This window comes from Streptomyces sp. NPDC048507 (assembly GCF_043199995.1).
Lineage (GTDB): Bacteria > Actinomycetota > Actinomycetes > Streptomycetales > Streptomycetaceae > Streptomyces.
In genome coordinates, this window is the sequence record NZ_JBICWZ010000004.1 from 176,797 (window position 1) to 191,097 (window position 14,301).

Annotated in this window: 12 protein-coding genes and 1 riboswitch; of the genes, 5 read left to right on the forward strand and 7 right to left on the reverse strand. The window is 69.9% G+C overall.

Going from position 1 to position 14,301, the window contains the following annotated elements; translation table 11 throughout:
• Positions 1-28 precede the first annotated feature (28 nt).
• Both cydB and ACGFXC_RS13800 read right to left on the reverse strand, forming a co-directional pair.
• A complete protein-coding gene (gene cydB / locus ACGFXC_RS13795; protein WP_393712486.1) occupies positions 29-1,030 on the reverse strand; it encodes a cytochrome d ubiquinol oxidase subunit II in 1,002 nt (333 codons plus the stop codon).
• Between the two features lie 18 nt (positions 1,031-1,048).
• Positions 1,049-2,554 carry a cytochrome ubiquinol oxidase subunit I gene (locus ACGFXC_RS13800; RefSeq protein WP_393712488.1) on the reverse strand — a complete coding sequence of 502 codons (1,506 nt, stop codon included), beginning with the start codon at positions 2,552-2,554 and terminating at the stop codon, positions 1,049-1,051.
• 189 nt (positions 2,555-2,743) lie between these two features.
• Here ACGFXC_RS13800 and ACGFXC_RS13805 point away from each other — a divergent pair, with 189 nt between their 5' ends.
• Positions 2,744-3,112 (forward strand): cyclophilin-like fold protein, encoded by a 369-nt coding sequence (locus tag ACGFXC_RS13805; protein WP_393712489.1) that lies wholly within the window; start codon positions 2,744-2,746, stop codon positions 3,110-3,112.
• Between the two features lie 80 nt (positions 3,113-3,192).
• Here ACGFXC_RS13805 and hisC read toward each other — a convergent pair whose 3' ends face one another.
• Complete coding sequence (hisC, locus tag ACGFXC_RS13810; protein ID WP_393712491.1) at positions 3,193-4,275, reverse strand: histidinol-phosphate transaminase; 1,083 nt, start codon at positions 4,273-4,275, stop codon at positions 3,193-3,195.
• A gap of 362 nt (positions 4,276-4,637) precedes the next feature.
• Here hisC and ACGFXC_RS13815 point away from each other — a divergent pair, with 362 nt between their 5' ends.
• The 3 genes from ACGFXC_RS13815 to ACGFXC_RS13825 all read left to right on the forward strand — a co-directional run bounded on the left by ACGFXC_RS13815 (position 4,638) and on the right by ACGFXC_RS13825 (position 8,199).
• Positions 4,638-5,753: a LacI family DNA-binding transcriptional regulator gene (locus ACGFXC_RS13815; protein WP_351822214.1), complete on the forward strand. Its 1,116-nt coding sequence runs from the start codon at positions 4,638-4,640 to the stop codon at positions 5,751-5,753.
• Positions 5,754-5,984: 231 nt separating this feature from the next.
• Positions 5,985-7,229: a metallophosphoesterase gene (locus ACGFXC_RS13820; RefSeq protein ID WP_393712493.1), complete on the forward strand. Its 1,245-nt coding sequence runs from the start codon at positions 5,985-5,987 to the stop codon at positions 7,227-7,229.
• A 148-nt stretch (positions 7,230-7,377) separates the two neighbouring features.
• A complete protein-coding gene (locus tag ACGFXC_RS13825) occupies positions 7,378-8,199 on the forward strand; it encodes a hypothetical protein (RefSeq protein WP_393712495.1) in 822 nt (273 codons plus the stop codon).
• 116 nt (positions 8,200-8,315) lie between these two features.
• On the opposite strand, the gene ACGFXC_RS13830 is transcribed toward ACGFXC_RS13825, so the two are convergent.
• On the reverse strand, positions 8,316-9,365 hold the full coding sequence (locus tag ACGFXC_RS13830) for an aldo/keto reductase (protein WP_393713175.1): 1,050 nt from the start codon (positions 9,363-9,365) through the stop codon (positions 8,316-8,318).
• A 147-nt stretch (positions 9,366-9,512) separates the two neighbouring features.
• Positions 9,513-11,300 (reverse strand): phosphomethylpyrimidine synthase ThiC, encoded by a 1,788-nt coding sequence (gene thiC / locus ACGFXC_RS13835; protein WP_393712496.1) that lies wholly within the window; start codon positions 11,298-11,300, stop codon positions 9,513-9,515.
• Positions 11,295-11,439, reverse strand: a riboswitch (TPP riboswitch). It overlaps the preceding gene by 6 nt.
• A 72-nt stretch (positions 11,440-11,511) precedes the next feature.
• On the opposite strand from thiC, the gene ACGFXC_RS13840 reads away from it, so the two are divergent.
• Positions 11,512-12,909, forward strand: a complete 1,398-nt coding sequence (locus ACGFXC_RS13840) for a YibE/F family protein (RefSeq protein ID WP_393712498.1) — start codon at positions 11,512-11,514, stop codon at positions 12,907-12,909.
• Between the two features lie 21 nt (positions 12,910-12,930).
• On the opposite strand, the gene ACGFXC_RS13845 is transcribed toward ACGFXC_RS13840, so the two are convergent.
• Both ACGFXC_RS13845 and ACGFXC_RS13850 read right to left on the reverse strand, forming a co-directional pair.
• Positions 12,931-13,380: an SsgA family sporulation/cell division regulator gene (locus tag ACGFXC_RS13845; protein ID WP_393712500.1), complete on the reverse strand. Its 450-nt coding sequence runs from the start codon at positions 13,378-13,380 to the stop codon at positions 12,931-12,933.
• Between the two features lie 96 nt (positions 13,381-13,476).
• Positions 13,477-14,223 carry an IclR family transcriptional regulator gene (locus ACGFXC_RS13850; RefSeq protein WP_393712502.1) on the reverse strand — a complete coding sequence of 249 codons (747 nt, stop codon included), beginning with the start codon at positions 14,221-14,223 and terminating at the stop codon, positions 13,477-13,479.
• Between the last annotated feature and the right edge of the window lie 78 nt (positions 14,224-14,301).

Below are 14,301 nucleotides of genomic sequence, written 5' to 3' on the forward strand. Positions count from 1 at the left end.
TGCGGACGCCGCGCGGACCGGCACGGGCTCAGTGCGCGTCGGAGATGTGCTGCGTACCGATGCGCTTGCGGAACACCCAGTACGTCCAGCCCTGGTAGAGCATGACGAGCGGCGTGGCCACGGCGGCGCACCAGGTCATGATCTTCAGCGTGTACGGGGTCGACGAGGCGTTGGTGACCGTGAGGCTCCAGGCGTCGTCCAGCGAGGACGGCATGACGTTCGGGAACAGCGTCAGGAAGAGCATCGCGACGACCGCCGCGATGGTCACGCCCGACAGGGCGAACGACCAGCCCTCCCGGCCGACGAGGTTGAAGCCGAGGGCCGCGACCAGCGCCACCACGGCGACGGCCATCGCGATCAGGCTCCAGCCGTCACCGCGCGAGCCCTGGGTCCAGATCAGGAAGACCAGGGCCAGTACGGCCGTCACCACGCCCAGCCGGGTCGCCAGCGCGCGCGAGCGGTCCCGGATGTCCCCGACGGTCTTCAGCGAGGTGAAGACCGCTCCGTGGAAGGTGAAGAGCGTGAGGGTGACCAGGCCGCCGAGGATCGAGTAGACGTTGAGCAGGTCGAAGAAGTTGCCGACGTACTCCATGTCCTTGTCGATCTTGACGCCCCGGACGATGTTGGCGAAGGCCACGCCCCAGAGGAACGCGGGGATCAGCGAGGTCCAGAAGATCGCGTGTTCCCAGTTGCTCTGCCACTTGTCCTCGGGCCGCTTGTGGCGGTACTCGAAGGCGACGCCCCGGACGATGAGGCAGACCAGGATGATCAGCAGCGGCAGGTAGAAGCCGGAGAAGAGGGTGGCGTACCACTCGGGGAAGGCGGCGAAGGTCGCGCCGCCCGCCGTGAGCAGCCAGACCTCGTTGCCGTCCCAGACCGGCCCGATCGTGTTGATCAGGACCCGCTTCTCGCGCCGGTCCCGGGCGAGCAGCTTGGTCAGGACGCCGACTCCGAAGTCGAAGCCCTCCAGGAAGAAGTAGCCGGTCCACAGGACCGCGATGAGTACGAACCAGACGTCGTGGAGTTGCATGGTGCGGTCTCCTCAGCCTCAGTACGAGAAGGCCATCGGCCGGTCGGGGTTCTTGTCGTCCCCACCGATCTTGGTGGGCGGGTTGAGGTCGTCCTCGGTCAGCTCGGGAGGACCTGCCTTGACGTACTTCACCAGGAGCTTGACCTCGATCACGGCAAGCGCGGCGTAGAGGGACGTGAAGCCGATCATCGAGGTGAGCACCTCCCCCTGCGTCACGCCCGGCGAGACCGCGTCGCGGGTGCGCAGGACGCCGTAGACCACCCAGGGCTGACGGCCCATCTCGGTGAAGATCCAGCCCCAGGAGCTGGCGATGAGCGGGAAGCACATCGTCCAGAGCGCGACGACCCAGTAGAGGTGGGAGAACCGGGGGCTCAGCGCCTTCCGGAAGAGGACCAGGTGCGGGACCTCGTCCTCACCGGTGCGCAGGGCCGGCGGCAGCATGAACCGCTTGCGGGTCAGCCACAGGCCCAGCATGCCGACGCCGAGGGAGGCCATGCCGAAGCCGATCATCCATCGGAAGCCCCAGTAGGCGACGGGGATGTTCGGCCGGTAGTCGCCGGGGCCGAACTTCTCCTGCTCGGCCTTGTTGACGTCGTTGATGCCGGGCACGAAGGAGCTGAAGTTGCTGTCGGCGAGGAAGGAGAGCAGGCCGGGGATCTCGATCGCGACCTTGTTGTGGCCCTCGTCGACGTCGCCGTAGGCGAAGACGGAGAAGGGAGCCGGCGCCTCGCCGTCCCAGAGGGCCTCGGCGGCGGCCATCTTCATCGGCTGCTGCTTGAACATGACCTTGCCGAGGAGGTCACCGCTGATGGCGGTGCCCAGACCCGCGATGATCATGACGACCAGACCGAGCCGCAGGGAGGTGCGCATCACGGGCACGTGCCTCTTGCGGGCGAGGTGGAAGGCCGCGATGCCGACCATGAACGCGCCGCCGACCAGGAAGGCGGCCGTGAGGGTGTGGAAGAACTGGGTGAGCGCGGTGTCCTGCGTCAGAACGCGCCAGAAGTCGGTGAGCTCGGCCCGGCCGCGCTCCTTGTTGATCCGGTAGCCGACCGGGTGCTGCATCCAGGAGTTCGCCGCGAGGATGAAGTACGCGGACAGGACGGTGCCGATCGAGACCATCCATATGCAGGCCAGGTGGATCTTCTTCGGCAGCTTGTCCCAGCCGAAGATCCACAGACCGATGAAGGTGGATTCGAAGAAGAAGGCGATCAAGGCCTCGAAGGCGAGCGGGGCCCCGAAGATGTCGCCGACGAAGCGCGAGTAGTCCGACCAGTTCATGCCGAACTGGAACTCCTGGACGATGCCCGTGACCACGCCCATCGCGATGTTGATCAGGAAGAGCTTGCCCCAGAACTTCGTCGCCTTGAGGTACTTCTCCTTCTCGCTGCGCACCCAGGCGGTCTGCAAGATCGCGACCAGCGCGGCGAGCGAGATCGTGAGCGGTACGAACAGGAAGTGATAGACGGTGGTGATGCCGAATTGCCATCGCGCCAGAGTCTCTGGCGCCAGAGCTAGGTCCACGTCCTCGTCTCCTTCGTGTCGCCGTGGTCACAGCGGCGGTTTGCCGGGCATATCCCACCCAATCCGGGAGGAAGCGGGACACGCTTGTGAACGCGTTCACATTCACAAGCATTATGGCGCACCCACTTCGGCGACTTTCAGCCGGGGGTCCTCTAGCCAAGACATTCAACAGATTGTTGAATCGGCGCTATGAAGATTCGATTCTCCTGGCCCGCCGGCCATCTCACGGCGACCCTCGAAGACACTCCCACGAGCAAGGCCCTGGCCGCCGCGCTGCCGATCTCCGCGTCCGCCAACACCTGGGGCGAGGAGGTCTATTTCGACACCGGTGTCTCCGTGGCGCTGGAGGGCGACGCCCGCCAGGTCGTCGACCCGGGCACGGTCGCCTTCTGGACCGAGGGGAACGCGCTCGCGCTGCCCTACGGCCCCACGCCCATCTCGCGCGGGGACGAGAGCCGCCTGGCGAGCCCGTGCAACGTCCTCGGCTCGTTCGACGGCGACCCCCGCCTGCTGGCCACCGTCCGTGACGGCGACCCCATCCGCGTGGAACTGGCCTAGTCCCGCCGGAGCCCTCGCCCGCCAGGGCAGCCGCCCCGACGGAGACCTCGGCCCCGGCGGCACCACAGTCCCGACGAGGACTACATCTCCTTGAAGAAGGCCTCCGCCGTGTGCAGGAAGAGGTCGTTCGCCTCGGTCTCACCGATCGTGACCCGCAGGCCCTCGCCCGCGAAGGGCCGGACCACCACACCGGCCTTCTCGCAGGCCGCCGCGAACTCGGCGGTCCGCTCCCCCAGCCGCATCCACACGAAGTTGGCCTGGGTGTCCGGGACCACGGTCCAGCCCTGGGCCAGCAGCGTGGCGTGGACCCGCGCACGCTCGCCCACCAGCGACCCGACCCGGCCCATCAGCTCGTCCTCCGCCCGCAGCGAGGCCACGGCGGCGTCCTGCGCGAGCTGGCTCACCCCGAAGGGCACCGCCGTCTTGCGCAGCGCCGCGGCCACCGGCTCGTGCGCCACCGCGAAGCCGACCCGCAGGCCGGCGAGACCGTACGCCTTGGAGAAGGTACGCAGCACGGCCACGTTGGGGCGGCTGCGGTAGAGCTCGATGCCGTCCGGAACATCGGCGTCCCGCACGAACTCGTGGTACGCCTCGTCCAGCACCACCAGGATGTCCGAGGGGACCCGGTCCAGGAACCGCTCCAGCTCGGCGCGGCGCACCGCGGTGCCGGTGGGGTTGTTCGGGTTGCAGACGAAGATCAGGCGCGTCCGGTCGGTGATCGCGGCGGCCATGGCGTCCAGGTCGTGCACGTCTCCATCGGTCAGCGGCACCTGGACGGACGTCGCACCCGAGATCTGCGTGATGATCGGGTAGGCCTCGAAGGAACGCCAGGCGTAGATGACCTCGTCGCCCGGGCCCGCCGTCGACTGGATCAGCGACTGGGCCACGCCCACCGAGCCGGTGCCCGTCGCGATGTGCTCGACCGGCACCCCGAAGCGCTCCGCCAGCTCGTTCACCAGGTCGGTGCACGCCATGTCCGGGTAGCGGTTGAACCGGCCCGCGGCCGCGACCGCGCTCTCCAGGACGCCCGGCAGCGGGGGGTACGGGTTCTCGTTCGAGGACAGCTTGAACGCCGCGGCCCCGCCCCCGGCCGCGGGCTTGCCGGGCTTGTAGGTGGGAATGCCGTCCAGCTCGGCGCGCAGCTTCGGGCTCTTCTCGCTCACCGCAGGTCCTCCTCGACCGTCCCGTCGACGTCCCCGCCGACTCAATACTGCTCACCATATGAGGATTCCGCCGATCCGAGAATGGCGGGCGCCAGGAACACAGGGGGAGCGCGCGCATATATGCGCGCGCCACTGGCCTGCGCCGTGGCGCGCGTCCCTCGTACAGGTGAGTTGCGACCGGTCCGGAGCGGCCCCGTTTTGGCATGCTCGTACCCGCCGACTAGCCACCCTCCGACCCAGAGTCGCCAAACGCCTTGTTTTCCAAGGTCATTGGGGGTGGCGAACCATGCAGAATCGTGCCTGTCAACGCGTGCATATGCACCCGGACCACCCACCCCTCGGAGCCCTACTATCGGCTCGCCATGACAGCAGCAGGGAAGCATCAGGTGAGCCGGACCGAGACCACCCGGCGAGCCGGCGGGCGACAGGGCCGCGCCGGCATCAGAGACGTGGCCGCCGCGGCGGGCGTCTCGATCACGACCGTCTCCGACGCGCTCAATGGCAAGGGGCGGCTGCCGGACGCCACCCGCCGCCACGTCCGCGAGGTGGCCGACCGGCTGGGCTACCGGCCCTCAGCCGCCGCCCGCACCCTCCGTACCGGCAAGTCCGGCCTCATCGGCCTGACCGTGACCACGTACGGGGATGAACCTTTCACCTTCACCGAATTCGCCTACTTCGCCGAGATGGCCCGGGCCGCCACCTCCGCCGCGCTCGCCCGCGGCTACGCCCTGGTCATCCTCCCCGCCACCTCGCGACACGACGTCTGGTCCAACGTGGCCCTGGACGGCACCGTCGTCATCGACCCCTCCGACCACGATCCCGTCGTCAGCGAACTGGTCCGCCAGGGCCTGCCCGTGGTCTCCGACGGCCGCCCGGCCGGCACCCTCCCCGTCACCGCCTGGGTCGACAACGACCACGAAGCCGCCGTCCTGGGCCTGCTCGACCACCTCGCCGCCGCCGGAGCCCGCCGCATCGGGCTCCTGACCGGCACCACCACCGACACCTACACCCGGCTCTCCACCACCGCCTACCTCAGCTGGTGCGAGCGCGTCGGACAGGACCCCGTCTACGAGTCCTACCCCGCCCATGATCCGTGCGCCGGCGCCGTCGCCGCCGACCGGCTCCTCGCCCGGCCCGACCGGCCCGACGCCGTGTACGGCCTGTTCGACCCGAACGGCACCGACCTGCTCGCCGCCGCCCGACGCTACGGCCTGCGCGTCCCCGAGGACCTGCTCCTCGTGTGCTGCAGCGAATCGACCGTCTACGCGAACACCGAGCCGCCCATCACCACCCTCTCCCTCAAACCGCGCCGCATCGGCACCGCCGTCGTGCAGCTGCTGATCGACGCGATCGAGGGGGTCGACACCGGGCGGCCCGTCGAACAGGTCGTCCCGACCGAGCTGATCATCCGTACCTCCTCGCAGCGCAGGACACCCCGCACCACCGTCAGCCCACCCCGCTCACCGGCCCAGGACTGACCGCCACACGGCCGCAACGACGGGGCCGCCGACCCCGTCGAGGATTTCGACAACACCCATAACGGGAGAAAACGGCAGGAAGGACCGGCTCCGGCCAGGATTCACCACCCCTGGTGCGTCACAGAGCGCGAGCCGCATTCCTATGATGGGCGCACGACATCACGGACCCTCCGCCCAGGAGGTCAGGAGGGTCCGCAGGTGTACGGCAGCGCGACGGTGGTGGAGGGGTCGATGACTCAGGGGGCCGGTCAGGGACCCGCGATGCGGACGGACACGCTGCGGGACTTCCGGGTGCCGGTCAGCGAACCCGCCCCGTACCCCGCGTCCGCCGTCATGCCCGGTGAGGGCCCGGTGTACGGCGAGTACCCCGCCTACTACGCGGAGGGCGCACCCGCCGGCCCGCGGCCCGGGTACGCCCCGGAGCCCGGCGGCCACCCGGAGCCCGTACCCGTCGCACACTCCGGTACGGACACCGTCCCGCAGCAGCGGCCCGCCGCCCGGGCGGAGTTCCCCGACGCGGACGCCGAGGACGACGGTTACACCCCGACCCAGCGCGATCTGCCCGTCATCGGCCGCGGCGCCGCACCGAGCGGGCCCGGCGACACCGTCCAGGTCCAGTACGTCCCCCAGGAGGCTCCGGCGGCCGCGGGCCCCGGCCCCCTCTACGTCGTCGGGGACGTCCACGGCTACCTCGACGAGCTCATCGCCGAACTCCAGGCGCAGGACCTGATCGACGCCGACTGCCACTGGTCCGCCGGAAACGCCCGGCTCTGGTTCCTCGGCGACTTCACCGACCGCGGACCCGACGGCATCGGGGTCATCGACCTCGTCATGCGGCTCTCCGCCGAGGCCGCCGCCGCGGGCGGCTACTGCAAGGCCCTGATGGGCAATCACGAGCTGCTCCTCATCGGCGCCAAGCGGTTCGGTGACACGCCGGTACAGTCCGGCGCCGGTACCGCCACCTTCCAGGCGGCGTGGCTGCTCAACGGCGGCCAGCGCACCGACATGGACCGGCTGGAGGACGTCCACCTCCAGTGGATGTCCCGGCTGGACGCGGCCACCCTGGCGGACGGGCACCTGCTCCTGCACTCCGACACCACCGCCTACCTCGACTACGGCAGCTCCATCGAGGACGTCAACGACACCATCCACGAGCTGCTCAACCGCCACGACGCGGACATCACGTGGGACCTGTTCCGGAAGTTCACCAAGCGGTTCGCCTTCCGCGACGAGGAGACCGGCCCCGACGCCGTGCGCGAGCTCATCGGCACCTACGGCGGCGGCCGCGTCGTCCACGGGCACAGCCCGATCCCTTACCTGCTCGGTGAAGTGGGCACCGAGGACGGCGACGAGTCGCGCGGCCCGGAGGCCGTCGACGGACCCCACGTGTACGCGGACGGACTGGCCATCGCCATGGACGGCGGCGTCACCATGGCAGGCAAGCTCCTCGTCGTTCAACTACCTCTGAGCGACTGAGCGTTCTCGGAGCGGGGTATTTCAGCAAAGCCCCTGTCACCGCGTGGCAGGGGCGCTCTACCATCGCTCTATCCGTAGCAGGCTCTCCTCCGTTTGTGCCGGCGCCCGGGTCTACGCGGGCATACCGGCTTCTACGGAGCATCGGGGGATGCACATGACCAGCGCTCCGCACCTGCTGACCGAAGACCGGCCCGAATTCCACCGGCTCCTCGACGAGGCGCTGCGCACGGCGGATGAGCGGCCCGAACTCGCCACCGTGGGCGAACGGCTGAATGCCGAACAACTGCGCACGATGGCCCTCGGCGCCACCGCACTGCTGACCGCGGCGGCCGCCGCCGAGTACGCCCACTACGTCACGCTCCGCGAGGAACTGCGCGACGGGATCCTGACGGCCCCGGCCCATGCCGGCGAAGAGGGGCCCGACGGCCCGGGCGACGGCGGCGGCGCCGGTGTGAGCGCCGTGGTCGGGGTCCTCGCGCCCGTCCTCGCGGGCACCGCCATGCTCATCTTCCTGCTGGTGGGCTACAGCCTGAAGGTGGTCGAGCCCGCTCCGGCGTTCGCCGACACGATGCTGACGGCGGGCTGGCTGTTCGGCGCGCTGACCGTGGCCGCCCTGCTGTTCGCGGTGATCGGGCTGCTGGTGACCGCGATACGCAACAGCTCCACCGAAGTGGCCGCCGAGGAGGCCGTGTCCGTACCCGACGAGCTCGCACGGGCCCGCGAGGCCTGGCGGCACGCCCTGCTGGAACGGGGCATCGTGCCGTTCCTGCGGGACGCACTGGCCGATCCGAGTGCCGGGCCGGGGTATCCCGTACCCCGCACCCCGGAAGCCGGGCGCATCCCCAACCTGGGGTACTCCCGGCCCGACTTCAGCAGTCCGGGATCCCGCTCGCAGGGACCCCGGCCCGGCTACACGCCGCCTGACTTCACCAGCCCGGACTTCGGCGGCCCGGAGCACGAGCCGGAGTGACCCCGGCCCGGCTCCGGGCTCCGGGCTCCGTTCCGGGTTGCCCGTACGGCCGGAGGGTGTTTCACGTGAAACATCGCGCGGGGCGCCCCTCCGGGCCCCCGCCGCGACCCCGCCCCCTAGCCCGCGGCCCGCTGGCCGAGGGGCCGCCGCCGCAGTGCGGCGTCCGTCAGCGCCGGCGGACGCCACACCCCGTCCGGGTGGTAGATGTTCACGCCCGGCGGCGCGATCTCGTCGATCCGGTCCAGCACGGCGTCGTCGAGGACCAGGCCGGCGCCCTTCACCAGCGACTCCATCTGCTCCATCGTCCGGGGCCCGATGATCACCGAGGTGACCGCGGGGTGCGCGACGGGGAAGGCGACCGCCAGCTCCGGAAGCGTGCAGCCGATCTCGTCGGCCAGCTCGACGAGCCGCTCCACGGCCTCCAGCTTGGCGACGTTGCCCGGGATCGCCGGGTCGAAGCGCGCCGGGTTCAAGGCCGCCCGGCCGGACGTCAGGTCCACGGGCCGGCCAAGGCGCTGCTTCCCGCTCAGGAAGCCGGACGCGAGCGGGCTCCAGGTCAGCACGCCCATCCCGTAGCGCTGGGCGACGGGCAGCACGTTCGCCTCGATCCCCCGCGCGAGGATCGAGTACGGCGGCTGCTCGGTCCGGAAGCGGGGCAGCCCCCGCCGCTCGGCGGTGTGATGGGCCTCGACGAGTTCCTCCGCCGGGAAGGTCGAGCACCCGAAGGCCCGGATCTTCCCGGCCCTGACCAGGTCGCCGAGGACGGCCAGCGTCTCCTCGACGTCGGTCGTGTGGTCAGGCCGGTGCACCTGGTAGAGGTCGATCCACTCGGTGTCGAGCCTGCGCAGGCTGTCTTCGACCGCCCGCACGATCCACCGCCGCGAATTCCCGCTGCGGTTGCGGCCCTCTCCCATCTGGAAGTGGACCTTCGTGGCCAGCACGACGTCGTCGCGCCGCCCCTTGAGCGCCTTGCCGACGATCACTTCCGACTCGCCGGCCGAGTACATGTCCGCGGTGTCGACGAAGTTGATGCCCCGGTCGAGCGCCGCGTGGATGATCCGGGCGCACTCCTCGTGGTCCGGGTTCCCCACCGCCCCGAACATCATCGTGCCGAGGCAGTGCGCACTCACCTCGATGCCGGTCCCGCCAAGATTTCGGTATCGCATGGTCATGCGGCCGCACTCTAGGAGCTGGAGCGCACTCCAGGGCAAGAGCGTTCCGCCGGTCAGTCACCTTCGGCGTTCCGGACACGTGCTGTTCCCGGCCGGCGGTGGTCCGCCGGCCGGGAACAGCACTCCCCCCGGTGTGTCCGGTCAGTCCGCCAGCGGCAGGTACACCCTGTTCCCGGCGGCGGCGAACTCGGCGGACTTCTCCGCCATGCCCGCCTGGATCTCGTCGGCCTTCAGGTCGCCGCCGTGCTCGCGGCGGATGTCCTGGGAGATCTTCATCGAGCAGAACTTCGGTCCGCACATGGAGCAGAAGTGCGCGGTCTTCGCGGGCTCGGCCGGCAGGGTCTCGTCGTGGAACTCACGGGCCGTGACCGGGTCGAGCGCCAGGTTGAACTGGTCCTCCCAGCGGAACTCGAACCGCGCGTCCGAAAGGGCGTCGTCCCAGTCCTGGGCGCCGGGGTGTCCCTTGGCCAGGTCGGCGGCGTGGGCGGCGATCTTGTAGGTGATCACACCGGTCTTGACGTCGTCCCGGTTCGGCAGGCCCAGGTGCTCCTTGGGCGTGACGTAGCAGAGCATCGCGGTGCCCCACCAGGCGATCATCGCGGCGCCGATGCCTGAGGTGATGTGGTCGTAGGCGGGCGCGACGTCGGTGGTCAGCGGGCCGAGCGTGTAGAACGGCGCCTCCTCGCAGATCTCCTGCTGGAGGTCGATGTTCTCCTTGATCTTGTGCATCGGGACGTGGCCCGGGCCCTCGATCATCGTCTGCACGTTGTGGCGCTTGGCGATCGTGTTCAGCTCGCCCAGCGTCTTCAGCTCCGCGAACTGCGCGGCGTCGTTGGCGTCCGCGATCGAGCCGGGGCGCAGGCCGTCACCGAGCGAGTAGGTGACGTCGTACGTCGCGAGGATGTCGCAGAGTTCCTCGAAGTTCGTGTAGAGGAAGTTCTCCTTGTGGTGCGCCAGGCACCAGGCGGCCATGATCGAGCCGCCGCGCGAGACGATGCCCGTCTTGCGGCGGGCGGTGAGCGGCACGTAGGGCAGCAGCACGCCGGCGTGGACCGTCATGTAGTCGACGCCCTGCTCGGCCTGCTCGATGACCGTGTCCTTGTAGATCTCCCAGGTCAGGTCCTCGGCCCGGCCGTCGACCTTCTCCAGCGCCTGGTACAGCGGCACGGTGCCGATCGGGACGGGGGAGTTGCGCAGCACCCACTCGCGGGTGGTGTGGATGTTGCGGCCGGTCGAGAGGTCCATGACCGTGTCGGCGCCCCACTTGGTGGCCCAGGTCATCTTGTCGACCTCCTCCTCGATGGAGGAGGTGACCGCGGAGTTGCCGATGTTGGCGTTGACCTTCACCAGGAACCTCTTGCCGATGATCATCGGCTCGATCTCCGGGTGGTTCACGTTCGCGGGAAGCACCGCGCGACCTGCGGCGATCTCCTCGCGGACGACCTCGGGGGAGACGTTCTCGCGGATCGCCACGTACTCCATCTCCGGGGTGATCTCGCCCCGGCGGGCGTACGCGAGCTGGGTGACGGCGGCGCCGCCGCGGCCCCGGCGGGGCAGGCGGGGGCGGCCCGGGAAGACCGCGTCGAGGTTCTTGAGGCCGCCGCGCGGCGAGGTGTGCTTGATGCCGTCGTCCTCGGGGCGCGCGGGACGGCCCGCGTACTCCTCGGTGTCACCGCGGCCGATGATCCAGTTCTCGCGCAGGGGCGCCAGGCCCCTGCGGACGTCGGTCTCGATCTGCGGGTCGGTGTACGGACCGGACGTGTCGTAGAGCGTGACGTCCTTGCCGTTGGTGAGGTGGACCTGGCGGACCGGCACCCGGATGTCCGGGCGGGAGCCCGCCAGGTATCCCTTGTGCCAGCCGGGCTGGCGCTCGGTCTGGCCGTCGGCGTCCTGGCTGGCGGCAGGCGTGCGTGCGTCCTGAATGGTCATGAGACCTGATCTCCCTACGCCGGCATTACCCGGTAACAGGTTCGGCGGTCGACGCAGCCTCTTCCCGTACGCATTCTCATGCGCGTACGGTGATCAGCGCCCTCTCAGCCCGGTGCTCCGAGCTCCCGCGTTGTGCAAAGGTGCCCCCACGCTAGCGTCATCTGTGGCGTGCTGAACAGTGGGCCCCCTCATCTCTTGCGATGATCTGCCGGTGACGTCCTCGCTGCAGCCCCCCACCGAGCCCACGGATCACCACGGCCACACCGGTCACGAACACGCGCCTCATGGACCCGCGGCCGGTGCCTCCCATGGTCACGCGCACGGCCACAGCCACGGCCACGGGCCGGCGGCGCCGGTCTCCAAGCACCTGCGCAAGGTCATCGCCGCCGTGCTGATCCCCTTCGCCGCCGCCGTCTTCATCGGCATGGCGGTGCTCTGGCCGGGCGGCGCCCCGGCGCACGAGCGGACCGGGGTGGGCTTCGACCGCCAGACCCAGCAGGGCACGGTCGTCGCCTTGGCGAAGGTCGACTGCAAATCGGTGAACGCCTCCCAGGTGCCGCCCACCGGCGACACCTCCACCCCCGAGGGGCGCGAGGCGCAGGCCGCGCAGTCCGGCGAGTGCAAGAAGGCGACCGTCGAGGTCGGCAGCGGGCCGGAGAAGGGCCGGGCCTTCTTCGAGATCGTCCAGCCGGGCGCGCCACGGCAGTTGGAGAAGGGCCAGGAGGTGGTGGTCGCCTACGCGCCGGACGCTCCGCGGGACCTCCAGTACTCCGTGATCGACGTGAACCGCAAGCTCCCCATGGCGCTGCTGGCCGCGATCTTCGCGGTGGCGGTCGTCGTGGTCGGGCGGATGCGCGGTCTGTTCGCGCTCATCGCGCTGGTGGTCAGCTTCGGGATCCTGACGCTGTTCATCCTCCCGGCGATCCTCCAGGGTTCGAACCCGCTGCTCGTGGCCGTCATCGGCGCCAGCGCGATCATGCTGATCGCCCTCTACATGTGCCACGGGCTGACGGCGAGGACCTCGGTCGCCGTCCTCGGCACCCTCGCCTCCCTGCTGCTGATCGGGCTGTTGGGCTCGCTGTTCATCGACTGGGCGTTCCTGAGCGGCAACACGGACGACAACACCGGTCTGATCCACGGCCTCTATCCGTCGATCGACATGAGCGGTTTGCTGCTCGCGGGTGTGATCATCGGTTCGCTCGGCGTCCTCGACGACGTGACCGTGACGCAGACCTCGGCCGTCTGGGAACTCCACCAGGCCGACCCGAAGATGGGCCCGCGGGCCCTGTACCGGGCCGCCATCCGGATCGGCCGCGACCACATCGCGTCGGTCGTCAACACCCTGGTGCTCGCGTACGCGGGTGCCGCACTGCCCCTGCTGCTGCTGTTCTCCATCGCGAACAGCAGTATGGGTTCGGTCGCCAACAGCGAGCTCGTCGCGGAGGAGATCGTACGGACGCTCGTGGGCTCGATCGGGCTCGTGGCCTCGGTCCCCGTGACGACGGCGCTCGCGGCGCTGGTGGTGTCCGCCGACCGGCCGGGACCCGAGGCCGTCAACGGGCCCGTGAAGGCCGGCCGCGGTGGGCGGGGCCGCAGGCGCAAGCGCTGACGGAACGCCGGCGGCCGCTCCTCAGCCGGCGTTCTGCTCGTTCTGCCGCGCCTCGGCGAGGATCTTGCCGAGTGCCTCGTCGAGGTTCTCCTCGAAGTCGCCGAGGTTGCGCTCCTGACCGAGCGGAACCAGCCGGTCGGTGCGGTCGAGGAACGCGACGAGCGGCGCCGCGCTCGCGCGGAACAGGGCCCGGTCACCGGCGACCTGGAGACGGATGTGGACGTCGGACAGCCCCTCCGGGTGGGTGGGCGCGATGTGCACGTCCCCGTCGCCGCACGGCTTGTTGATGCCGTCGAGCAGCAGTTCCCGGCCGAACGCCCACGTCACGGGTGCGTCTCCCGGCAGGTGGAACGTCAGGCGCACCGCGTAGGGGTCGCGGGACTCGTACCGCAGCTCCACCGGGATCCGGAACGAGAGCTCCTCGGAAACGAGGAAGCTCATCATGACCTCTGCCTGTACCGACTCGCGCATTGCCTACCCCGCTGTAGTGGAAGTGGCCAGGAATGGTCCCTCGAGGCCGTCTCACAAGGGTGGTGGAAGCGCCAGCAGATCACAAGGAGTGAGTTTTCAGATACTGATAGAGAAGGAGAGGCTGCTCAGCAGCGCGCCTACTTCCCGACGCAGTCGATCGACTACGGACAGCAACCGGTCCTCTTGGCACAGGGGTAGAGAAATGGCCATCGTCGCGGCGGTGTCTCCGGCCGTGATCGGGATGGCCGCGCACACGGTTCCGAGCGCGTACTCCTGGCGCTCGACCACGGGCTGCATCCGTTCCATGGAACCGATCCGCGCCTCCAGAGCGCCGAGGTCCCGCACGGTGTAGGGCGTGATGCCCGCGACCGGATGGCGGTCGTAGTGGTCCCTGCGCGCCCTCGCGTCGAGCTGGCCCAGCAGGCACTGCCCGACGGCGTGCGCGTGGCCGGTCTCGCGGAAGTCGGCCCATTCCTCGCAGGCCGGGCTGGCCGGGGTGTCGCAGACGCCCACGACCTCGATCTCGCCCTCGCGGTAGACCGCGAAGTAGACCGGGGCGCCGACCGCGTCGCGGAAGTGCGCGAGCGAGTCGAGGATCATGCTGCGACGTTTCTGCTGAAGTCCGGCGTCCGCCAGCCGGCCGGCCGCGTCGCCGAGCAGGAACACCCCGCTCTCCCGGCGCAGGTACCCCTCGTGGGTCAGGGTGCGCAGCAGGTGGTACGCCGTCGGGAGCGGGAGCCCGGCCTCGCGCGCCAGTTGTTTCGCCGGGGCTCCCTCGCTATGGGATCCCACCGCTTCCAGCAGCCGCAGCGCCCGCTGTACCGAACCGATGAGGGTCGGCACGCCGGCGTTGTGGACCGAAGACAATGCTCACCCCCAGGGAACGGCGCAGATCGCGACCCTATCCACCGGCCGCGTGGT

Coding starts and splice junctions, on each gene's coding strand:
- thiC (WP_393712496.1), bottom strand. CDS start 11,300: ATGACCATTCAGGACGCACGCACGCCTGCCGCCAGCCAGGACGCCGAC.
- ACGFXC_RS13830 (WP_393713175.1), bottom strand. CDS start 9,365: ATGCGATACCGAAATCTTGGCGGGACCGGCATCGAGGTGAGTGCGCAC.
- ACGFXC_RS13820 (WP_393712493.1), top strand. CDS start 5,985: ATGACTCAGGGGGCCGGTCAGGGACCCGCGATGCGGACGGACACGCTG.
- cydB (WP_393712486.1), bottom strand. CDS start 1,030: ATGCAACTCCACGACGTCTGGTTCGTACTCATCGCGGTCCTGTGGACC.
- ACGFXC_RS13845 (WP_393712500.1), bottom strand. CDS start 13,380: ATGCGCGAGTCGGTACAGGCAGAGGTCATGATGAGCTTCCTCGTTTCC.
- ACGFXC_RS13815 (WP_351822214.1), top strand. CDS start 4,638: ATGACAGCAGCAGGGAAGCATCAGGTGAGCCGGACCGAGACCACCCGG.
- ACGFXC_RS13805 (WP_393712489.1), top strand. CDS start 2,744: ATGAAGATTCGATTCTCCTGGCCCGCCGGCCATCTCACGGCGACCCTC.
- ACGFXC_RS13825 (WP_393712495.1), top strand. CDS start 7,378: ATGCACATGACCAGCGCTCCGCACCTGCTGACCGAAGACCGGCCCGAA.